Here is a 22031-nt window from a genome sequence, read left to right on the forward strand (position 1 = left end):
CAGCCACTGCCGGTGCTGGTAGTTGACCAGCTGGGTGAAATCGGACTATACGGACAGACGCTGTTTCTGTACCAGCTACCGTATCTGCTGCTGTGCGTGCTGACCATGGTCACGCAGGTAGTGGTCAACAACAAGTACTTGGGCTTTTTCGTGGTGATACTGTAGTACGTGGCCAACCTTTTTCGCTCCCAGGAGCTGACGGCTAACATGCGCGGCACGCTGCGTTTGTTTGACGGTTTTCGGCTGCGTGGGCAGTACGGGCTGGTGACGTACAGCTCCAAGCGCAATATTTTTTCCAAGACCATCAACTACTATAGCCCGCTTGATAACTCGCTGATTTATCAGACCAACGCCAAAAACACCATCAGCTCGGCCAACTACATGCGTACTTACCAGACCTTTATTGGAATGGCGGAGTACGAGAAGCGCTTTGCCGATCAGCACGACGTGAAGCTGCTGCTGGCCGCCTCCCAGGAATCGACGGTGGGGGAAGACCTGACGGCCAGCCGCCAGTCGCTGCCTACCCAAAGTGTGGGAGCCATCAACCTGGGCACCGAAAATCAACTGAATACTGGCCAGGCTTACCAAAACGCGTTGCGCTCGGTGTTTGGTCGGGCCAATTACATCTTCAAGGACCGCTACCTGCTGGAAGGCAATTTCCGCTACGACGGCTCCTCGCGCTTCTCGCCCGATGTGCGCTGGAACCTGTTTGGCTCGGGTTCGGTGGGCTGGATTTTCTCCGAAGAAGCCTTCTTTGCGGGGCTGCGCGACGTGGTCCCACTGGCGAAAATTCGGGCGTCGTACGGCACCCAGGGCAACGATTTGGTGGGCAGCGACTATCCCTACCTGGCTACCATTGGCCCGGTGAGCACCATGCCCATCGGCAACCAGCAAACGCTGGGCTATGCGCAAACCGACATTCCTAACACGCGCCTCACCTGGGAATCGGTGCAGAAAACCAACGTGGGCATTGACTTGGGTTTTCTGCGCAACCGCCTGACCGTGAGCGGTGATTATTTTATCAACCGCACCAACGACATTCTGCTGCGCGTGGCCCTGCCCGACGTGCTGGGCGCCACCGAGCCGTCGCAGAACGCGGGCAAGGTAGAGAACAAAGGCTGGGAAGTGCAGGCCAACTGGCGCGACCAGGTAGGCGAGTTTACCTACGGCCTAGCGGGCAACCTCTCCGATGTGCGCAACAAAGTGGTCAGCCTGGGCGGCACGCCGCCCACCGTCGGCGACCGGGTGCGCTTCCTGGGTCAGCCGATTGACGCCTTCTACGGTTTAGTGGCCGACCGCATTGCACAGGTAACCGACTTCGACCTTGACGCCGGCACCAACCGCTACACGCCCCGCTTCCCAACAATTGCCGGCGACCCGGTGCAACCCGGCGACTTGATTTACAAAGACTTGAACGGCGACGGTAAGATTTCCCTCGACCAAGACCGCCAAGTGATTGGCAACGCCATCCCGCGCTACACCTACGGGCTGCGTGCCAACGCTGCTTGGCACGGCATCGACGCGGCCATCTTCTTCCAGGGGGTAGGACAGGTCGATGGGTACATTGGCGGGGCTGCTCGCCACGCGTATATCAGCGAGGGCAGCTTACCCCAGGAGTTTCACCTGGACCGCTGGACGCCCGAGAATACCGACGGCTCCTACCCCCGACTCACCTACCAGCAGTCGCACAACCAGCGCCTGTCTACCTACTGGCTGGAAGATGCCAGCTACCTGCGCCTGAAAAACGTGCAGATCGGCTACACTCTACCCACCTCGCTCACCCAGCGGGTGCGCGTCAGCCGCCTGCGTCTCTACGCCTCCGCCGACAACCTCTTCACGCGCTCGGATTTCTTCTACGGCTACGACCCCGAGTCGCCGGTGAGCGTGGGCGGCTTCTACCCCCAGGTGAAAACGGTGGTGTTTGGTCTCAACGTCACGCTTCAATAGCTTTCCCTTTCTCCTTGATATGAAACGTTTTGCAGTATATAGCCTATTGGGCCTGAGCTTGTTGAGCAGCGCCTGTCAGGACGACTTTCTGGACCGTGTGCCGCTGGATGAGCTAGTGGATGACACCTACTGGGAAAACGAAGAGCAGCTACGCCTGGCCACCGACGCCTGCTACGCCTTCCTCAAAGCCAAGAATACGGTAGACATGGAGAACCTGGGCGATAACACGCTTTGGCCCTCCGTAACGGACTACCAGCGCATTGCCACTGGCAACTTCACCAACGATGTGGGCGCCCTCAACACTGAGTGGACCACCGGTTATGACGGCATTCGGCGCTGCAACGCTTTCCTGGCCAACTACCAGCGCGCCCAGGTAACCGACCCCGTCCGCAAGGAAGCCCTGGCCGCCGAGGTGCGCGTGATTCGGGCCTACCTCTACAGCTACCTCACGGCCTTCTACGGCGACGTGCAGCTGGTGACTACCCCTCTGGAAATCGACGACCCGCTGGTGTACGGCCCCCGCACGCCCCGCGCCGAGGTGGTTGATTTTATGCTGAAAGAACTGGACGAAGCTGCCACCGCCCTACCCACCGCCATTCCTACGGGCACCAACCTCGGCCGCATCAACAAAGGTGCGGCACTTGCCTTGAAGGCCCGCGTGGCCCTGCAAAACCAACGCTACGCCGCGGCCGAGCAGGCCGCCAAGGCCGTGATGGACCTGAATGTGTACCAGCTCTACACCGCCGGCGGCACCGCCAACGCCTACCGCAACCTGTTCACCTACGCCGGCAAGCTAGCGGCCGGTACCAACAAAGAGACCATTCTAGCCCGTCCCCACCTGGCCGATATTTCGATGCACAACCTGAGCCGCGAAATTCAGGTGCCCGACCAAAACGCCCGCTGGAACCCCACGAAATCACTGGTGGATAGCTATTTGTGCAGTGATGGCCTACCTATTGACAAGTCGCCGCTGTATAAGGATGCCGCCTACGCCGACGTGTTCAAGAACCGCGACCCACGCATGGTGCAGACTATCTTGCAGCCCGGCGCGGCCTGGGGCGGCCGCTTCGACGGCAACCCGCAGAACACCAACCCGGCCGTGTACACCACGCCCAAGTTCCGCTCCGACCGCCGCGGTTCCGTCACCATCACCGGCTACTACTTCACCAAGTACGTGGAGCTGAGCACGGTAGGACAGGTCAGCCGCGATGCCAACGACATCCACCTGATTCGTCTGGCCGAGGTGCTGCTGATCTACGCCGAAGCCCGCCTGGAGCAAGGCAAGCTCACGCAGTCCGATGTGGACCTGACCATCAACAAGCTGCGCCAGCGCGTGGGCATGCGCGCCATGAACCTCGCAGAACTAGCCACCAACGGCCTAGACGTGCGCACCGAGCTACGCCGCGAGCGGCGCGTGGAGCTCGCGCTGGAAGGCCAGCGTTACTTCGACATCCTGCGCTGGCAGCAAGGTAGCCTATTGGCCGAAGACGTGAAGGGCATGAAGAAAGCCTGGGCCCTGTCGGCCGCCGATGTAGCCAACCAGCCCACCGACGCCAACGGCTTCATCCTCGTGAACCGGGGCCGCACCTTCACGGCTTCGCGCAATTATCTGTGGCCCATGCCCCTGGTGCAGCTGGAGCGCAACCCCAATCTGGGTCAAAACCCTGGCTGGTAATATGAAAAACTTGTTTTCTTGCCTCGTGCCGCTGCTGCTGGCGTGCAGCGCCACCAAATCAGCCGATCCGGCACCCACCCCATTGGCACCCGCTCCCGCGGCCGCGGCTCCTACCCTGCGCGTGATGAGCTACAACGTGCACCATTGCAGCCCGCCTAGTCGCCCCGGCGTCATCGACCTGCCGGCCATTGCGCGCACCATTGAAGCCCAACACCCCGACGTGGTGATGCTCCAGGAAATAGACGTGCACACTGGCCGCTCGGGCACCAGCAGCCATCAGGCCCGCGAGCTGGCCGAGCAGTTGCACATGCACGCTTACTTCGGCAAAGCCATTCCGCACGATGGTGGTGCCTACGGCGTAGCGCTACTTTCGCGCTACCCGTTGCAAGACACCATTGTGCACCGCCTGCCCACGCAGGACGGCACCAACGGCGAGCCGCGCGTATTAGCCGCCGCTACCATTACCCTACCCTCAGGCCAGAAAATACGCCTTGGTTGCACCCATCTCGACGCTCAGCGTACCGACCAGAACCGCCAGCTCCAAGCAGCCGAGTTGGTACGGCTGGTACAGGAGGAAAAGCTGCCGTTCGTGGTGGCCGGCGACTTCAATGCCGAGACTAGCTCGCCGGTGATGCAGCAGGTTACTAGTGCCCTCAAGCCTACTTGCCAGTCGTGCGCGCCTACCATTCCGGTGGTGACGCCCACCAAGGCCATCGACTTCATCACGTTCGCCCCGCAGGCTCGCTTTCAGGTGGTGAGCCACCAGGTAGTGGCTGAAACCTACGCGTCGGACCACCGCCCGGTGGTGGCCGAGCTGCGTCTTTCGAAGTAAGCGTTAGCTACTAAAATAGCTTCCGATTCATTATTCACGCTGACAAGAGGGCTGCCAGGGTTCGGGCAGCCCTCTTGTTTACGACCTGCTCCTATGTCTTTTCATTTGCTGTTTTGCCTGCTGACTACCTGCTTATTCTGGCAGAGTGCCGGGGTACTCGCCCAAGCTGCCCCAACTGACACCCTCCGCTTCGCCCTGATTACCGATACCCACATCGGCAAGGCCGGCAACGACAAGAGCCTGGCGCGCATTGTGGCCGACATCAACCGCAACCCGCGCATCCGCTTTGTGGTGGTGACGGGCGACGTGAGCGACTTCGGCCTTACCGATCAGCTCCAGCAAGCCAAGTCCCTGCTCGACCAACTCAACAAGCCCTACTACTGCCTACCCGGCAACCACGACACGGGCTGGTCGGCCAGCGGGGGATTAGCCTTCAACCAACTGTGGCACGACCAGAAATTTGTGGCCGACGTGCAGGGCGTGCGCCTAGTGGGCGTAAGCACCGGCCCCTATGGCCGCATGAGCCGGGGCTATGTCCCTCAGGACCAGCTGCGGTGGCTCGACAGCCTGGCCCGCGCCACGCCGCCTACCCAGCCAGTGCTGTTCTTCGCGCACTACCCCCTCAACGACCAACTGAGCAACGCGCCCGCCGTGCTGGCACAGCTCCACCGCCTCCACACACAGGCCATTTTCTGCGGCCATGGGCACGTGAATCAGGTGTTTGATTTCGGTGGTCTACCCGGGGCCATGACCCGCACGGCGCAGCAGCGCGAAGGCAACGTGGCTTACAACGTGGTAGCCGTCACGCCCGACTCGGTGCACCTGCGCATGGTCCAGCCGGGGCAGCCGGCACAGGCCTCGTGGGCGCGGTTTGCCGCGGGCCGCCCGCCCAGGGTAACAACTCAAGCGGCAGCGCCCGCACTGCCTACCCCGGCCTACCCTTCGGGCAAAGCCGTATGGCAATACCAAGACCGCGGCAACCTGGTGGCCACGCCGGCCGTGTGGAAGAACTCAGTATTGATCGGCAACTTATTGGGTGAGTTTAAGTCGCTTTCTCTGCGCGACGCCACACCCAACTGGACGTTCAGAAGCCGGCAATCCATCTACTCTTCGCCAGCCGTGGCCGGAAACCGTGTGGTATTCGGCTCAGCCGATAGCACCATCTATTGTCTGCACGCCCGCACCGGCCGGGTGCTGTGGCGGGTGAAAACCGGCGGCGCGGTGCTAGCCTCACCCCTCATCGACCACCAGGTAGTCTACATCGGCAGTAGCGACCTAACCTTCCGAGCGCTGGATCTGGCTACTGGTAAACAACGCTGGATGTACACCCAACTGGCAGGCTTTCCGCCGGCTACCCCGGCGCTGGCAGATGGCAAAATCGTATTCGGCACCTGGAATAAAACGCTCTACGCCCTGAACGCCGCCGATGGCACCCTGGCCTGGCAGTGGCGCAACGAGCAGCGAAGCCACTACTACTCGCCGGCCATGTGCACGCCCGTTATTCAGCAGGGCGTCGTCTACACCGTAGCTCCCGACGAGCAACTGCACGGCTTCGACCTGCACACCGGCCAACCCGTAGCCGCGGACGGCCGCTGGCGCGTGCGCGAGTCGTTGGCCGGCGATGCGCAAAACAATCTACTCGTTGCCAAAACGATGCAGGACAGCGTGGTAACTTGGCGCACCCGCCCCGGCGCGGCACCCCAACCAGCCTGGAGTTTGCACGCGGGCTTCGGGCAAGACTTTTCAGCTTCTATGCCGGTGGTGAGCAACGAGTTGGTGGTGTTCGGCACCACGTTTGGGCAGGTAGTTGCCGTGGATAAGATCACGCGGCAAGTGCGCTGGCAGTATGCCCTAGGCGAAGATATGGTGAACACCCCCCGCCTGGTACCGGGCCGCGGCGTGCTTGTCAGCAGTGCCGATGGCAAACTAGCCTTGCTGAAAACAGCACAGTAGCAAATACACGCGCCAGGCTTGGCAAATCAAAAACTCCTAATTACTACTTACTTAAAACATATTTACGCACCGGCCGCTATTCGTACACTGGAAAAGGCCGCCTGACTAGGCGGCCTTTTCCAGTGTACTATCGACTGAGTGCTAGTGTGATGGAGCGGCAGTAGCTCGTCGCGTATCCTGCTCACGGCACTACGAGTTTTTGGAGTTGTGAAAAAGAATGTTTGGCTTCTCCGCGGGTACAATCCAAACACTACTTCCTCCTACCCCTCTATTTTTTATAAGCCAGTTGGCGTTAACCCGGGGTAGTTTGCCAACCCGGGATGGTCGGCCGGGCGGCTACCCAGGGGCCAGTGAAACTGCCGGTCGGCTTCCGCAATGGGAACATCGTTAATGCTGGCTTCACGGCGGCGCATGAGACCTTGCGCGTCAAACTCCCATTGCTCGTTGCCATAGGCACGAAACCACTGCCCGTTAGCATCGTGGTATTCGTATTGAAACCGCACGGCAATTCGGTTTTCATGAAAGGCCCACAACTCTTTAATGAGTCGGTACTCGTGCTCCCGCTCCCATTTCCGGGTAAGGAAATCTACAATGGCGGCTCGCCCTACCAAGAACTCATGGCGGTTGCGCCACTGGCTGTCTGGCGTGTAGGCTAACGCAATGCGCTCCGGGATGCGCGAATTCCAAGCGTCTTCCGCCGCTCTGGTTTTTTGAACAGCCGTTTCAAACGTGAATGGCGGAACGGGGGGACGAGTTTCAGTTGCCATAAGTCAGGTAGTTTGATGAATGTGAACATGGTGCCAAAGCGGCTCTGAGGGTAAAATTAGATAGACCGTTCAGTATACTCCAAGTCTATTTATCTTTGTCCTTCGATATTCTCAAGTAGCGCTTTCCTCTATGAGCACATTTCCTGCCCCGGCTGTACCCGGAAAATCGGCTGCCCGGCAGCGTATTTTAGCTGCCGCCCACCGATTATTCTACGCCCAGGGCATCAGGGCCACCGGCGTTGATGAATTAATTGCGGCTGCAGAGGTAGCCCGCATGTCATTTTACAAGCACTTTCCATCGAAACAAGCGTTGGTTGTGGCGTTTTTGCACGAGCGCCACCAGCAGTGGCAGCAGCAGCTGGAAGCACAAGCCAAAGCCCGCTCCCGCACGCCCGCCGAGGAAATTCGAGCTATTTTTTTGGTACTGAAGGACTGGTTTGTCGAAGCTGATTTTCGCGGTTGCGCGTTTATCAATACGGTGCTCGAAACAACAGATCCTCATACGCAGGAGCATTTGTTGGCCCGCCAGCACAAGGATGTGCTGCGTGCGTACCTGGAAGGGCTACTGCGGAACAGCGAGTTTGGCAACCCCGCCCAGGGTGCCGCACAGCTGCTGCTGCTCATTGATGGGGCCATTGTACGGGCGCAACTCGGCGATGGTCCAGCGGCGGCCAGCACTGCGCAGGCCTTGGCCGAATTGCTGTTGATTAAGCAGGAATAAGGAGGTCACGTTACGCTCAGCCTTTTCCGGTAGGCGTGCGCAGCACCGCCTGGCTGATTTTTCGAGCAAAGCTCGTCTGTACCAACGCTAGAGAGGTGTTGCATTTGAATGATTTTGCTAAGCGTCCGCAACGATATCGGTCGGACGGCTGCGCCGTCCGACCGGGGGCTATTTCCAGCGCGGCATTTCGTCGCGCGTGAGCACGCGGGGGTCGTTGTAGAGGCGGCGGATGGCTTCCTCTGAGTTCTTTTCCTGCACCAGCTCGGCCCAGTCCATGAAGAATACCCAGCGAGGTTGTTTCGCCAGCAGTTCTGGGGTGGGCAGCACGGCACACTCGCCAATGGCCATGGGCTTATTGCCCACAATGGGTAGGATGTACTCGTACCACGACTGGTCGTAGCCCTTGTCGTACACATCGAAGGCAAACACGTCCCAGTACTGCGGGCCGGGGTTATACTGGGCAAAGTCGCGGCTCATGTCCTGCATGTCCCACACCCAAATCAGGTTGGTTAAGCCTTTGGTTTTCTGCAGGTAGTCGTGGGTGATTTGGTAGAGACGGGCCGTACCATTCGGGCCGGGTCGCCCGCCCCACCAGAACTTGCCCTGGTTCATTTCGTGCAGGGGGCGGAACAGCACCTCTACCTTTCTATCCTTCAGATACTGCAGGTACGCGGCAATGTCGTCCATGCGCGATTTCCAGATCTTGTTCAGGGGGGTGCTGTCGGTAATCAGCTCCTGCCACTGCGCATCGGTGAGCAGCTGATTCAACAAGCCAGGATTCCAGCCACACGGCTCACCGGAGTCAGGCGGGCAGGCGTGCCACATAATGTTCACCACTGCCCCCTGCCGATACTGTCGCTCCGCCTCCTTCACCATCTTCCAGCGATTATCGATGTTTTCCTGCTGAAACAGAAAGTCGCCGCTCCATAGCGCCGGGTATTTGTTGGTGGTGCGGTAGATATAGTCGGTCCACTTCGTGGGCTCGGCGTTGGGTTCTCTGTTATGCTGTCCGGCCAGCGTTTGCTTGCCCGAAATGCGCTGCAGATAAGGCAGTACCTGTTTGGACTGCGCATACACGTTGGTAGCACTGAGCAGGCAGAGTAAAACGAAAGCTTTCAGAAGACGAGCAGGCATGTGGAAAAGAGTTGGTGAGGTAGAGCTGAACGATTGCGCCTCCCCCCGGCCCCCTCTCCAGAAGGGGAGAGGAAGTGCCAGCCATTAGGGTAAGAGAGTGTGGAGGTAGGAAGGCAAAGAGGATTATTCTCGCCCTTATACACTCGTTCCCCGTGCCGTATCGGTAGGCGCGGGTAGACACCAATTTCGTATTCCGTTGTGCTACGGATTGCTATTAGCCTGTCGTGCGCTGCTCTACCTATATCAAATCGCCCAATTCGCGCACGCCCAAGGCGCGCTCCTTCGTAAAGCCTTCCCCAAACTCTACCCCAATCATGTGCCCGAATTCGCGGGCACGGGCTTCCATGAACTTGCTGAACTCCGGTGACGAAAGGTAGGTACTAGGCTCATCCAGTTCAGGGTTGAAAAACTGGGTCTTGTATGCCATGATGGAAGCCCACTTCTTTTTCCAGTGCGGGGTAATGTCCACCACAAAATCAGGCACAATGGGACGGTCCTGGATGAAATGATAGACGTGCTGGGGGCGCCACGCGGCCTGGGGCTGCCCTGTCTCATCCAGCGTCTCAATCATACGCAGTCCTGCCAGAAAGCAGGCATCGGTAATCAGCTGAGCGGCGCGGCCGTGGTCGGGGTGGCGGTCCGTAATGGCGTTGCACAGCACTACATCGGGTTGGTAGCGGCGCAAGGCGGCAATGACAGGAAGCTGGTGCTCCCGGTCGTTCCGAAAAAAACCGTCTGGTAGGCCCAGATTCTCACGTACTGATACACCCAGAATCTGACTGGCTTCGGCGGCCTCGGCAGCGCGGGTTTCTGGTGTGCCCCGCGTGCCCAACTCCCCTCGCGTCAGATCCACAATCCCAATCGTTTTCCCTACCGCCGTAGCTGCCAGCAGCGTACCAGCGCAGGACATTTCCACATCATCGGGATGGGCCGCAATGGCCAGAATATTAAGCTTCATTTTGTATAGGGTCTTGGGGCCTTGGGCACTGAGGGCCTCAGGTTATGGTTTCAAAACGACAACCAAGACCCTCAGCCCCCAAGCACCCCAAGACCCTATTTAATCCGGAGCGTGCGGCCCGGCCGAAGTATGCCAATGTTACCATTCAGCCGACGTATCTGCGCCTGCGACACGCCGTATTTCTGTGCAATACCCGATACGGTATCGCCCGACCGGATGCGGTGCGTAACAACCCGTCGTGCCGACGTTGCCCCACGGCTTCCGCTCCTACTGGATGAGGATCGGCTGCTCAGCGCCCGGCTGTAGTAGTTAAACAGGGCCGAGGTAATCTGAAAATTGTCGCTCCAGAGTTTGTAATCCGGGAAATCATACATCCGGGAGGGGTCGATGGGGTTGCCTTCGTAGCGCACTTCAAAATGCAGGTGCGAGCCGGTGCTACGCCCCGTGCTACCTCCCAAACCAATGACTTGGCCAGCCTTCACGAAGGTGCCGACGGGTAGAAGCGACTTGCTCAGGTGACCATAGAGCGTTTCTACCCCGTTGTAGTGCCGCACCAGCAGGTAGTTGCCATATCCCGAACCGTCCCATTTCGAAATGCGAATCACGCCATCGAAGGCGGCTCGCACAGAGTCACCGGTTTCCAGATCCAGGTCTACCCCGTAGTGCCAGCGGCCATTCCGAAACTTGAAAGCCGAGGTAATAGGCGTTGTTTCCAGCGGCATACGGGCAAAGCGCTGCCGGGGCGGATCGGTGAGCTGCAGGTTGAGCGTGTCCTTGATGCGGCGGCCATCCACCCGGTAGGGATTGATGTTGCGCGTGTCCCAGATGGCGTAGTAACCCGCCACTTTAATCCAGGTGCTGTCAATCAACACTTCCTCCGACGTTTCCACAATCTGCTGCTCTCCTTCGTTCAGGGAGGTAGTATCCTCGTTGACGATGGAGAGCTTCTTGGCGGGGTTGAAGAGAATGGATTTGGCAGCCTCCGAATTTTCGTCGGGCAGGTCTTCCGTCTCGACCGTTACTTTGGTCTGTGGGGTAACTTTTTTGATAGTCGGCGTTTTGATCTGGAAGAAGTCACGCCGCTTAGTCGTACTGGTTTTGGGTTTGGTTGCCCGACGGCGCTGCGCCAGCCCATGTTCGGGCAATGCCAGCAGCAACACCGCCAGCAGCATCGGCCACAACCACGTTTTTATCAGATGAAGCAAGAGAAGACAGTGTAATAGTGGAAATAATGAAGTGGTGAAGTAGGAAAATGATGCAGTGGTGAGTGAAACTAAGTCGACTCACCACTGCATCACTTCCCTACTTCACCACTTCACTGCTTAATGCAGCCCCGAGGCGGCCAGATAGCGCTCCGCATCCAAGGCTGCCATACAACCGGTACCAGCCGCCGTTACGGCCTGCCGGTACGTAAAATCCTGCACGTCGCCGCAGGCAAATACGCCGTCTACGTTGGTCTTACTGGTACCCGGAATGGTCTTCAGGTAGCCCTGCTCGTCGTGGTGCAGGTAGGGCTGAAAAATCTTGGAATTTGGCTCGTGCCCAATAGCAACGAAAAACCCCTGAACTTTAATATCCCGGCATTCATGGGTGAGTACGTTTTTCACGCGTACGCCCTCTACGGCGTGCTCCCCCAGTACTTCGTCCGTCACAGTGTCAAACAGTACCTCAATTTTGGGGTTGTCGAGCACGCGCTGCTGCATGATCTTAGATGCGCGCATCTCTCCCTTACGCACAATCATATATACCTTGCTGGCCAGGTTGGCCAGGTAAGTAGCTTCTTCGGCCGCCGTATCGCCGGCACCTACAATAGCCACATCCATGTTGCGGTAGAAAAAACCGTCGCACACGGCGCAGGCCGATACCCCTGAGCCGTTCAAACGCGCCTCTGACTCCAGCCCCAGCCATTTAGCTGAAGCACCGGTGGCAATTATCACTGCATCAGCCGTGAGTTCTTTATTTTCGTCAATAGTGATTTTATGCGGATGGCTTGAAAAGTCCACCGCTGTTGCCAAGCCGTAGCGGATATCCGTACCAAAACGCTCGGCCTGCTTTTTCAAATCTTCCATCATCGACGGCCCCATCACCCCATCGGGGTATCCGGGAAAGTTCTCTACGTCGTTGGTAATCGTGAGCTGGCCGCCGGGTTGCAAGCCTTGGTACATAATGGGTTGCATGTTGGCGCGGGCCGCGTAGATGGCCGCCGTATAGCCGGCTGGCCCCGAGCCAATAATCAGACACTTTACGTGTTCAGCAGTAGTAGTCATTGTGCTAGTGAAAGCAGTGTGAAAGACAAAGGTAAGCGTAGCCAAAAAATTCGGCCGCGGCCACGCTGCCAGCCAGGAGGAAACCAGGCAAATCCAGTGCTGATCTGCCTTCAGCTTCCCTACCTACGACATAATGGCAATAAAAAACCCCAACAACTGGGCTGGGGTTTTTCGGGTAGAAATAAAAAACGCTTACCCCAGGTAGGGCTTCAGCGCTTTAGAGCGGGAGGTATGACGCAAACGGCGAATAGCCTTCTCCTTGATCTGGCGTACCCGCTCACGGGTGAGGTTGAATTTCTCGCCAATCTCTTCCAGTGTGAGTGAGTGCTCACCGTTCAAACCAAAGTAAAGCGTAATCACATCGGCTTCGCGCTTGGTGAGGGTAGAGAGGGCACGCTGCACTTCCTTGCGCAGCGAGTCGTTCATCAGGCCCGTGTCCGGCGACTCTTCATCTTCGTTTTCAAGTACGTCGAGTAGGCGGTTTTCTTCGCCTTGCACAAACGGCGCATCTACCGACACGTGGCGACCCGAAATTTTCAGGGTATCCACTACCTCTGAGGTAGTCAGTTCCAATACTTCGGCAATTTCCTCCGGCGAGGGCTCACGCTCAAACTTCTGCTCCAACTCTGAGAAAGACTTGCTGATTTTATTCAGCGAGCCTACCCGGTTCAGGGGCAGACGCACGATGCGCGACTGCTCGGCCAGTGCCTGCAGAATGGACTGGCGAATCCACCATACGGCATAGGAAATAAACTTAAAACCACGTGTCTCATCGAAGCGCTTGGCTGCTTTAATCAAACCAAGGTTACCCTCGTTGATCAAGTCACCCAGCGAAAGACCCTGATTCTGGTATTGCTTGGCCACCGACACCACAAAGCGCAGGTTAGCTTTGGTCAGCTTTTCCAGCGCTTGCTGGTCGCCTTCCTTAATGCGTTGCGCCAGCGTCACCTCCTCGTCGGGAGTGAGCAGATCTACCTTACCAATCTCCTGGAGGTATTTGTCCAGCGACTGGCTTTCGCGGTTGGTAATCTGCTTGCTGATTTTTAGCTGTCTCATTGCAGGCGCTAAAGAATTGTATTTCTAAAAGTTAAATAGCGGCTTCCTTCTGTGGGAGCCGGACATTGGTTAGCAACAGTCCGACCCCCACGAAAGTTCGTACGTCGTCCGCTGCGCTTAGTTGGCCGAAGTAGCCTGCTCCGGTTTCGGCAGCAATACTTTGCGCGACAAACGGTACTTACCGGTCTTTTTATCGATGTCCAGCAGCTTCACGTCTACCTCCTGCCCTACTTCCAGTACGCCTTCCAGCGAGGCCAAACGCTCGTGAGCTACCTCCGAGATGTGCAGTAGACCATCTTTGCCCGGCATAATCTCCACGAAAGCGCCGTAAGGCTGAATGCTGCGCACTTTGCCTTTGTAGGTTTCGCCTACCTCGGGCTGAGCCGCAATGGCTCGGATGCGCGAAATAGCACCTTCCATATCCTCTTGGTTGGAGGCGAAAATGCTTACGTGGCCTTTTTCGTCCTTCTCCTCGATGATAACCGTAGCGTTGGTATCCTTCTGAATCTGTTGAATAACCTTGCCGCCGGGCCCGATAACCGCACCGATGAACTCCTTGTCGATGAGCATTTTATGCGAGCGGGGCGTATGGGGCTTCAATTCGGAAGCTGGTGCCGAGATGGTCTTCGCCATTTCTCGCAGAATGTGCAAACGCCCCTCGCGCGCCTGGTGTAGTGCCTTGGTCAGGATTTCATTGCTCAGGCCCTGAATTTTGATATCCATCTGGCAGGCCACAATGCCCTTCTCCGTACCTGTTACCTTGAAGTCCATATCGCCGAGGTGGTCCTCATCGCCCAGAATATCCGAAAGCACAGCGTATTCGCCAGTTTCTTTGTCCTGTACGAGACCCATCGCAATACCCGACACAGCCGAGCGAATCTTAATACCGGCATCCATCAGCGCCAGCGAAGCCGCGCATACCGTCGCCATCGACGACGAGCCGTTCGACTCCAGAATATCCGACACAATGCGAATGGTGTAAGGATTTTCCTCTTCGGGCGGCAGCACTTTCTTGATGGAGCGCATGGCCAAGTTGCCGTGCCCTACCTCCCGGCGGCCGGGGCCGCGGTTAGGCTTCACCTCGCCGGTCGAGAAGGCCGGGAAATTGTAGTGCAGCATAAACTTGCTGTAACCCGATTGCATAGCAGAGTCGATGATCTGCTCGTCGAGCTTAGTACCAAGAGCTACCGTAGTCAACGACTGCGTCTCACCACGTGTAAATAGCGACGAGCCGTGCGCGCCGGGCAGGTAGTTCACCTCCGACCAAATCGGGCGAATCTCCGTCAGCTTGCGACCGTCCAGTCGCGTACCTTCTTTGATCATCATATCGCGGATGGCCTTCTTCTCCGCCGAGGAGTAGTAACGACCAAACTGCTTCATATCCAGTTCCGGTTGCTCGGCTACCAGTTGCTCCAGGAACTGGTCGCGCACGCCACCGAAGCCTTTCTTACGACCCGACTTGCTGGTATCACCCAGCTTGGCTACGTTATAAGCCAGCTCGTAGATGCCCTGCGTAATGCGGGTGCGTAGGTCCTCGTTTTCTGCGTATTTCGGATACTCACGCTTTGTGTGCGATTTCTCTACGGCAGTAGCTAGCTCTTGCTGCACGCGTACCTGCTCTTTAATGGCTTCGTGCGCGTAGGCAATAGCCTCTACCATCTCCTCCTCGCTCACTTCGTCCATCTCGCCCTCTACCATCGCCACCGAATCGGCCGTAGCACCTACGATAAGGTCGATATCGGCACGAGCAATGTCAGCCGTGAGGGGGTTAATTTGCAGCTTGCCGTCGATACGAGCTACACGCACCTCCGAAATTGGACCAGCGAATGGAATATCCGAAATCGACAGGGCCGCCGAGGCCGCCAGTGCAGCCAGTGCGTCCGGCTGCACATCCTTATCCGCCGAAATCAACGAAATCATCACTTGCACCTCGTAGTGATAGTCCTTGGGGAACATCGGCCGCAGGATGCGGTCTACGAGACGGGAAACCAGCACTTCGTAATCCGACAGGCGTCCTTCGCGGCGCTGAAAGGAACCGGGAATTTTACCGGCACCACCGAATTTTTCCTGGTAATCAACTGACAGCGGCAGGAAGTCTACTCCGTCGCGCTGTGAGGGCTGCGATACCACCGTGGCCAGCAGCATCGCATCACCGAGACGAACAACAACCGCCCCGTCGGCAAACTTAGCTAGTTTGCCAGTTTCAATTGAAATCTGCCGACCATCGGGCAGGGTGATATATTTTGTAACCGCGTTGTAATTGGGCATCTTGTGTGGTTGGAGATGAGATGGGAGAAGTGAGATAGAAGCCTGTAGTTGGGTATAGAACACCGAAGCGTGAGATTTTGTCCCGCTTCGAGGTGTGCCCGGCTACTATCTCCCGCCAGGCAAAAAAAAGAGTAGGGAACCCCTGTAATGGGGCTCCCTACTCTCGGCAGCGGGGCTTACTTACGGATACCCAGCTCCTTGATGATAGCGCGGTAGCGGTTGATCTCGCGGTGCTGCAGGTAGTCCAGCAGGCGGCGACGCTTACCTACCAGCTTCAGCAGACCCAGGCGGGTCGAGTAATCCTTCTTGTTCACCTTTAGGTGCTCAGTCAGGTGCGTGATGCGGTGGGTGAAGAGTGCAATTTGCGATTCAGCCGAACCGGTATCGGTGGCAGTTTTCTGCAGGCTGTTCTTTTCGAAAATAGCCTGTTTAGCTTCAGTGGTAAGTTTCATCGGCCGATAGGTTTCCCCGTCTTTGATTTAAAGAGTGAAAAAGAATTTGAATTCCTCCGCTACTCGGAGTGGCCGCAAAGGTACAGCTTTATTTTGGATGCAGAAAAAACAAACCGCCAAAATAAGGCAATTCCGCACTATTGCGTTTGGCTACGCCTGCGCACGGCGGGCAAGAAAGGCGCGGTTGCGTAGCAGATTGCGCAATTGCTCTATTGGTACCCACCGCACAATGCGTCGCCAGAAATCACCTTCCAGTAATCCAGAATCGTTGCGGGCCTGATAGAGAAAAAACAAGCCTACCGGGAGCAACGCCAAATCAGCTAGCCACATACCTAGTGGCACCGTCAGAATCATCTCACGGGCATATTTCTCACCCATGATAGAGATGACGTAGTAAATGATAAAGAACAAAATAGCAATAAGCAGTGGTACGCCCAGACCGCCTTTTTTAATGATGGCTCCCAATGGTGCACCAATTAAAAACATTAGCAAGATAGCAGCTGACTGCGTGTACTTGCGATAAATCTCAATCCGGAACATACTCGTGTCACGGGCCAGAGTATTCAACCGGTCGGCGTTGCTGCTGATGAAAGCGCGCACGTTTCTCGCACGATTGCTAGCCTGCTGCATCATTCCCACGCTTACGGCAGGCAGACGCTCGTCCGACACCTTCCAATCCGCTAACCGGCGGTTAGTAGCTTGGCCTGTGGTATCGAAGCGGGCATAAGAATAGTAAGGATTTAGCTGCGTAACCAATAGGCGCCGCTCCACATTCAGGCGCTGGTGTAGGGAGTCACTGTGGGCAATCAGTTGCGGGATGTTCTTCATCATCTTGTTTTCCGCAAATAGCTCTTCGTTTGTACGATCGAGACCAAAGGAAGCCAATGAGAACAATAGCTGATTGCGTGCGAAGCTCTGCCGAGTGAAGCTAGCACCGGCCCGATTATGTTGATCAGGTTTCTCCACGTACATAGTCCCTCGAAACAGTTCCAGACTCAAATACTGTCCATCGTAGCGTGTAGTCATTCGACCCGAGTCCGCCAGAATCATGGCAGAATTACCCGCCCGGCCGCTGTGATCATAAATCATAACTCCCTTCAAGATATCTCCATTCTCACCCTGCTTTTCGTTTACCTTGATGGTGTAGCCGGGAATGCCATTGTAAAAGATGTTCTCCCGAATATCAAGTGCCAGCTTTTGCTGACGTACATCCCAAAGTAAGCTGTATGCTTTCAAGTTGGCCTTAGGAATAATGGTTTCGTTGTACCAAAAAGCCCCAACACTCAACAGTAAGCTCAGAATAAAAATGGGCCGTAGAATACGCGTGAGGGATATGCCCGAGGTCTTAATGGCGGTTAGCTCATGGTGCTCTCCCAGCGTGCCGAACGTCATCAAAGAAGAAAGCAGTACAGCCAAGGGTAGCGAAATCGGTACCATCAGCACGCTGAAAAAAAAACAGCAATTGAGCAATAACGCCCGCGCCTAAATCTTTCCCGATGATATCATCGAGATACTTCAGCATATACTGCGTCAGAAAAATAAACTCGACTACCGCGAAGGTGAGGAAAAACGGCCCGGCAAAGGCTTTCAGGATGAGTTTATCTAGTTTTTTCATACGCTACCGGTGTCGCTATGGCAAGTCGGCACCAGAGTAAAGGAGGCGAAAAAGAACGCGAAGATACGGCGCGCTATTGTGCCAACGGCACCTACCCCCCTACTTGTTCCCGCAACGTTTGGATGAGGTTATCCCACATTTCCTGCAATTCTATCTCATCGGTTTCCTCGGAGTAGTCTACTATGCGCAAAAAAACTTCTTGTGTTAGCTCCGACGATTCAATGCAAAAATCCAGGTAACTGGCGTCTGGCACAGCACGCTTCTGGTCGCTTAGAAACACAAACCGCACCGACTTATTTGTCCGGTGCGAGCTGATTTCGGCATAGTGGCTTTGGTTGTCCCAGATAAAGTTGAGCCGATGGTCGGGGTCAATTTTCACGTCTTGGCAAAACCAACGTGTTAAGCCAGAAGCCGAGGCCAAGTAAGGGTACAAAATCTTCGGCGAGGCATTGATGGGGTACTCCACCGTAAACCGGTGTTTGGAACGGGTAGCGGAAAGCGGCATATGCGTAATGAAAACAAATCGGCCTCTGCGGACTACTATTGTCGGCAGAAAAGCCAATATACACATAATTTTTTACCCTATATGTTGTGCTAATTCAAAATTCATTTCTACATTTGCACCACCAAACAGGGCGGGGTAGCTCAGTTGGTTAGAGCACAGGATTCATAACCCTGAGGTCACGAGTTCAACTCTCGTCCCCGCTACAATAAAAAAGGCCTTCCTGAATTAGGAAGGCCTTTTTTATTGGCATATTTCACTGAAGCAAATGCCATTATAACGCAAAGAGCGCTTGACTACTGTAGTCAAGCGCTCTTTGCGTTATAATCGTCAACGGACGACTACTTTACTTTATCCACTATGCCTTTGAAGGCAGCAGGGTGATTCAGTGCTAGGTCAGCCAGTACTTTACGGTTCAACTCAATGCCGGCTTTCTTTAGGCCACCCATGAGTTGCGAGTAAGACAAGCCGTGCTCACGAGCACCTGCATTGATACGCTGAATCCACAGGGCACGGAACTCACGCTTTTTGGTTTTCCGGTCGCGGTACGCGTAGAGAAGACCTTTCTCAACGGCGTTTTTCGCAACAGTCCATACATTTTTACGACGGCCATAGTAACCTTTGGCCAAACGCATTACTTTTTTCCGACGAAGGCGCGAAGCCACGTGGTTGACACTTCTGGGCATAACCTACTTTTTTTTGGCGGCCGGCGGCGGACTATTTGCCGCAGCTTGCGTTCCTACCGGACGCCTGGTTTTGGATTATTTAATAATTAACAATTAGTAATTAAGAATTGACTTTTACGGGTCTCAAGCTGCCGTTATCAACTCTTAACTATTCATTATTAATTAGATATTCAGCATATCCTTCACGCGCGGCATATCGGCCGAGCTAACTAGCGTTACGTGGGTGAGGCCGCGCTTCTGCTTAGTGGTCTTTTTGGTGAGGATGTGCGATTTGAAGGCGTGCTTCCGCTTCACCTTGCCCGTTCCGGTGAGCGTAAAACGCTTCTTAGCACCGGATTTCGTCTTTACTTTCGGCATTGTGTATGTATTGAAAAAAGGGAAATGCAGGGTATGCGTGCCTTAGCCTATCAAAGATACTACTCCTTATCGGAGGTAGTTTCTTTGATAGGTTTCGGAGCACTTTCCTTGGCTGGTTTGGCACCGGCTGAAGCCTCTTTCACAACGGGCTTCGGTTTGGGAGCTACTTTGGGTGCCAAGTATAGAAACATTCGCTTGCCTTCGAGCTTAGGCAGCTGTTCTACCTTGGCCAGATCTTCGAGTGCTTGCGCAAATTTGAGTAGCAGGATTTCGCCACGCTCCTTGAACACGATAGAACGACCAACGAAGTGCACGTAGGCTTTGATCTTAGCGCCCTCTTTCAGGAACTCCTGCGCGTGCTTCAGCTTGAAAGCGAAGTCATGATCATCCGTGTTGGGTCCGAAACGAATTTCCTTTTGCACGACTTTCGTCTGCTTGGCTTTCATTTCGCGGGTGCGCTTCTTCTGCTCGTATTTAAACTTCGAGTAGTCGATAACCCGGCAAACGGGCGGTACGGCAGTGGGCGAAATCTCCACTAAGTCAAGATTCTGCTCCTGTGCCATACGGCGAGCTTGCTCAACGGGATAGATGCCCTGTTCGACGTTGTCGCCGACCAGACGCACCTCACGGGCCGTGATTTTATTGTTAATCTTGAACGGCTCCTCCACCTGAGCGCGGGGGATGTAACGGCGATTTGGGGTAGCTATGGGTAGGTCCTCCTTCTAAAAGTGGTGGTCTATTGGATAGTGAAAGGCCCCGGCGAAAAGTCGCTAGGGCCTATTCAGGGGGCAAATATCCGTCTTTTTTTTGAAATCTGAAAATTTTACTATATAAAATACCGGGATTTAGACTTCATCTTCTCCCTTATTTTATAAGTGCAGCTACTTCAGCTTGAAATTTCGCGATAAACTCTTCGACTGGCAGCGACCCTACATCGCCTTCGCCGTGTCGACGCACGGAAACCTGACCGTTTTCCTGTTCTTTTTCGCCTACAATCAGCATATAGGGCACCTTGGAAATTTCCGCATCGCGGATTTTACGTCCGATTTTCTCGTCCCGGTTATCAATGGAACCGCGCAGCTCTTCTCCCTGCAGCCGGTCGTATACCTGTTGGGCGTACTCCTGGTATTTCTCCGAAATAGGTAGAACAGCAAACTGCTCGGGGGCCAGCCACAGCGGGAAATTACCAGCGCAGTGCTCGATGAGCACGGCCACGAAGCGCTCCAACGAACCAAACGGTGCCCGGTGCAACATCACGGGGCGCTGGCGGGAGTTGTCAGGGGCCACGTACTCCAGATCGAAGCGCTCGGGCAAGTTGTAGTCGACCTGAATAGTTCCCAATTGCCATTTGCGGCCCAGCGCGTCGCGCACCATAAAGTCGAGCTTGGGGCCATAGAAAGCCGCTTCTCCGTATTCTGTTACGGTGGGTAGCCCTTTCTCGGTGGCTGCCTCCTGAATAGCGCTTTCCGCTAGTGCCCAGTTCTCGTCGGAGCCGATGTACTTGGTTTTGTTCTCAGGGTCGCGCAGGGAGATCTGAGCGGTATAATCCTCGAAGCCTAACGCACGGAATACGTAGAGGACTAAATCAATCACCTTCTTGAACTCATCCTTCACTTGATCGGGACGACAGAAGATGTGGGCGTCATCTTGCGTAAAGCCACGCACGCGTGTGAGGCCGTGTAGCTCGCCCGACTGCTCGTAGCGATACACCGTGCCAAACTCGGCCAGACGCAAAGGCAAGTCACGGTAAGAACGCGGCTTGGTCTTGTAAATCTCGCAGTGATGCGGGCAGTTCATGGGTTTGAGGAAGAATTCCTCACCCGGATTAGGCGTTTTGATCGGTTGGAAGGAATCAGCGCCGTATTTCTCGTAGTGTCCCGACGTAACATACAATTCCTTAGAGCCAATGTGCGGCGTCACCACGGGTAGGTAGCCCGACTTGATTTGGGCTTTGCGCAGGAACTGCTCCAGCCGCTCGCGTAAGGCCGTGCCCTTAGGCAGCCACAGGGGTAGGCCAGCCCCTACCTTCTCTGAAAAGGCAAACAGCTCTAACTCTTTGCCCAACTTGCGGTGGTCGCGGCGCTTGGCCTCTTCCAGCTTTTCCAGGTACTCAGTTAGCTCTTTGGCTTTGGGAAAGGTGATGCCGTAAATGCGGGTGAGCTGCTTATTTTTTTCGTCGCCGCGCCAGTAAGCACCAGCTACGTTCAGCAGCTTCACAGCTTTGATAGGCGACGTATCGGGCAGGTGAGGGCCACGGCAAAGGTCCACGAAATTGCCTTGCTGGTAGAATGTAATGCTACCATCTTCCAACCGGTCAATAAGGTCCAGCTTGTACGGATCGTCCTTCTCAGTGAAATAGGCTACCGCTTCGGCTTTGGGCACAGGGCGGCACTCGAAGCGGCTTTTCTGCTTGGCCAGCTCCAGCATTTTCTTCTCAATAGCCGGAAAGTCGTCGGTTGAAATGGTACGCCCTTCGCCCAGGTCAATATCGTAGTAGAAGCCGTTTTCGATGGCTGGCCCAATGCCCAGCTTCACGCCGGGATATAGTGCTTCCAATGCCTCGGCCAGCAGGTGAGCCGAGGAGTGCCAGAACGCCATTTTGCCGCCGGCATCATTCCAGGTCAAGATTTCCAGGTTGCTGCTCTGGTCGATTGGGCGGTGCAGGTCACGCACTTCGCCATCAACGCGCACGGCCAATGCATTGCGGGCCAGCCCTTCGCTGATGCTGGCGGCTACATCGTAGCCCGTGGCGCCGGCCTCAAACTGGCGGACGGAACCATCGGGGAGCGTGATGTCAATCATCGGTAATTTGTTGTCAGGGTTAGGTGTTGAATACACGGA

At 55.8% G+C, this 22031-nt stretch carries 20 protein-coding genes, 1 tRNA gene and 1 pseudogene; 7 read left to right on the plus strand and 15 right to left on the minus strand.

The window, feature by feature from the left end; all coding sequences use genetic code 11:
• The first annotated feature begins 12 nt into the window (after positions 1-12).
• The 5 genes from MUN82_RS07690 (at position 13) to MUN82_RS07710 (ending at position 6407) form a co-directional block, all read left to right on the plus strand.
• The gene (locus tag MUN82_RS07690) at positions 13-165 is read left to right on the plus strand and encodes a hypothetical protein (RefSeq protein ID WP_245096381.1); all 153 of its coding nucleotides are present in this window, start codon (positions 13-15) and stop codon (positions 163-165) included.
• Between the two features lie 3 nt (positions 166-168).
• A complete protein-coding gene (locus MUN82_RS07695; protein ID WP_245096382.1) occupies positions 169-1947 on the plus strand; it encodes a SusC/RagA family TonB-linked outer membrane protein in 1779 nt (592 codons plus the stop codon).
• Positions 1948-1966: 19 nt separating this feature from the next.
• Positions 1967-3622: a RagB/SusD family nutrient uptake outer membrane protein gene (locus tag MUN82_RS07700; RefSeq protein WP_245096384.1), complete on the plus strand. Its 1656-nt coding sequence runs from the start codon at positions 1967-1969 to the stop codon at positions 3620-3622.
• 1 nt (position 3623) lies between these two features.
• Positions 3624-4454, plus strand: coding sequence for an endonuclease/exonuclease/phosphatase family protein (locus MUN82_RS07705; protein ID WP_245096386.1), 831 nt, complete (start codon positions 3624-3626; stop codon positions 4452-4454).
• A 93-nt stretch (positions 4455-4547) separates the two neighbouring features.
• Entirely contained in the window at positions 4548-6407 is a 1860-nt protein-coding gene (locus MUN82_RS07710; RefSeq protein ID WP_245096387.1) for an outer membrane protein assembly factor BamB family protein, read from the plus strand.
• A 275-nt stretch (positions 6408-6682) separates the two neighbouring features.
• Here MUN82_RS07710 and MUN82_RS07715 read toward each other — a convergent pair whose 3' ends face one another.
• Positions 6683-7174, minus strand: a complete 492-nt coding sequence (locus MUN82_RS07715) for a nuclear transport factor 2 family protein (RefSeq protein ID WP_245096389.1) — start codon at positions 7172-7174, stop codon at positions 6683-6685.
• 130 nt (positions 7175-7304) lie between these two features.
• On the opposite strand from MUN82_RS07715, the gene MUN82_RS07720 reads away from it, so the two are divergent.
• Positions 7305-7895: a TetR/AcrR family transcriptional regulator gene (locus MUN82_RS07720; RefSeq protein ID WP_245096391.1), complete on the plus strand. Its 591-nt coding sequence runs from the start codon at positions 7305-7307 to the stop codon at positions 7893-7895.
• Between the two features lie 168 nt (positions 7896-8063).
• Here MUN82_RS07720 and MUN82_RS07725 read toward each other — a convergent pair whose 3' ends face one another.
• The 10 genes from MUN82_RS07725 to MUN82_RS07770 form a co-directional block, all read right to left on the minus strand.
• A complete protein-coding gene (locus MUN82_RS07725) occupies positions 8064-9029 on the minus strand; it encodes a glycoside hydrolase family 26 protein (protein ID WP_245096393.1) in 966 nt (321 codons plus the stop codon).
• A gap of 238 nt (positions 9030-9267) precedes the next feature.
• Positions 9268-9987, minus strand: coding sequence for a bacillithiol biosynthesis deacetylase BshB1 (gene bshB1, locus MUN82_RS07730; protein ID WP_245096394.1), 720 nt, complete (start codon positions 9985-9987; stop codon positions 9268-9270).
• A 95-nt stretch (positions 9988-10082) separates the two neighbouring features.
• Positions 10083-11192 carry a peptidoglycan DD-metalloendopeptidase family protein gene (locus MUN82_RS22370; RefSeq protein WP_311136431.1) on the minus strand — a complete coding sequence of 370 codons (1110 nt, stop codon included), beginning with the start codon at positions 11190-11192 and terminating at the stop codon, positions 10083-10085.
• Positions 11193-11309: 117 nt separating this feature from the next.
• Positions 11310-12254 (minus strand): thioredoxin-disulfide reductase, encoded by a 945-nt coding sequence (gene trxB, locus MUN82_RS07740; RefSeq protein ID WP_245096396.1) that lies wholly within the window; start codon positions 12252-12254, stop codon positions 11310-11312.
• Positions 12255-12446: 192 nt separating this feature from the next.
• The gene (locus MUN82_RS07745; RefSeq protein WP_022823752.1) at positions 12447-13310 is read right to left on the minus strand and encodes a sigma-70 family RNA polymerase sigma factor; all 864 of its coding nucleotides are present in this window, start codon (positions 13308-13310) and stop codon (positions 12447-12449) included.
• A gap of 117 nt (positions 13311-13427) precedes the next feature.
• Positions 13428-15578, minus strand: a complete 2151-nt coding sequence (gene pnp, locus MUN82_RS07750) for a polyribonucleotide nucleotidyltransferase (protein ID WP_245096398.1) — start codon at positions 15576-15578, stop codon at positions 13428-13430.
• Between the two features lie 176 nt (positions 15579-15754).
• Entirely contained in the window at positions 15755-16030 is a 276-nt protein-coding gene (gene rpsO / locus MUN82_RS07755) for a 30S ribosomal protein S15 (protein ID WP_245096400.1), read from the minus strand.
• 150 nt (positions 16031-16180) lie between these two features.
• Positions 16181-17422, minus strand: coding sequence for an LptF/LptG family permease (locus MUN82_RS07760; protein WP_375374081.1), 1242 nt, complete (start codon positions 17420-17422; stop codon positions 16181-16183).
• Positions 17391-17645 carry an LptF/LptG family permease gene (locus MUN82_RS07765; RefSeq protein WP_245096403.1) on the minus strand — a complete coding sequence of 85 codons (255 nt, stop codon included), beginning with the start codon at positions 17643-17645 and terminating at the stop codon, positions 17391-17393. The genes MUN82_RS07760 and MUN82_RS07765 overlap by 32 nt, the downstream gene beginning before the upstream one ends.
• A gap of 91 nt (positions 17646-17736) precedes the next feature.
• Positions 17737-18150, minus strand: coding sequence for an START-like domain-containing protein (locus tag MUN82_RS07770; RefSeq protein ID WP_245096404.1), 414 nt, complete (start codon positions 18148-18150; stop codon positions 17737-17739).
• A 129-nt stretch (positions 18151-18279) separates the two neighbouring features.
• On the opposite strand from MUN82_RS07770, the gene MUN82_RS07775 reads away from it, so the two are divergent.
• Positions 18280-18353, plus strand: a tRNA-Met gene (locus MUN82_RS07775).
• A 135-nt stretch (positions 18354-18488) separates the two neighbouring features.
• Here MUN82_RS07775 and rplT read toward each other — a convergent pair.
• The 4 genes and pseudogenes from rplT to thrS form a co-directional block, all read right to left on the minus strand.
• Complete coding sequence (gene rplT / locus MUN82_RS07780; protein WP_185283617.1) at positions 18489-18833, minus strand: 50S ribosomal protein L20; 345 nt, start codon at positions 18831-18833, stop codon at positions 18489-18491.
• A gap of 162 nt (positions 18834-18995) precedes the next feature.
• Positions 18996-19190, minus strand: a complete 195-nt coding sequence (gene rpmI, locus MUN82_RS07785; protein WP_187321143.1) for a 50S ribosomal protein L35 — start codon at positions 19188-19190, stop codon at positions 18996-18998.
• Positions 19191-19339: 149 nt separating this feature from the next.
• Positions 19340-19897, minus strand: a pseudogene (infC, locus tag MUN82_RS07790) (translation initiation factor IF-3); the annotation flags it as partial.
• Positions 19898-20054: 157 nt separating this feature from the next.
• Positions 20055-21992: a threonine--tRNA ligase gene (thrS, locus tag MUN82_RS07795; protein ID WP_245096406.1), complete on the minus strand. Its 1938-nt coding sequence runs from the start codon at positions 21990-21992 to the stop codon at positions 20055-20057.
• Positions 21993-22031: the final 39 nt, after the last annotated feature.

Source organism: Hymenobacter aerilatus (genome assembly GCF_022921095.1).
GTDB classification, from domain to species: Bacteria; Bacteroidota; Bacteroidia; order Cytophagales; family Hymenobacteraceae; genus Hymenobacter; species Hymenobacter aerilatus.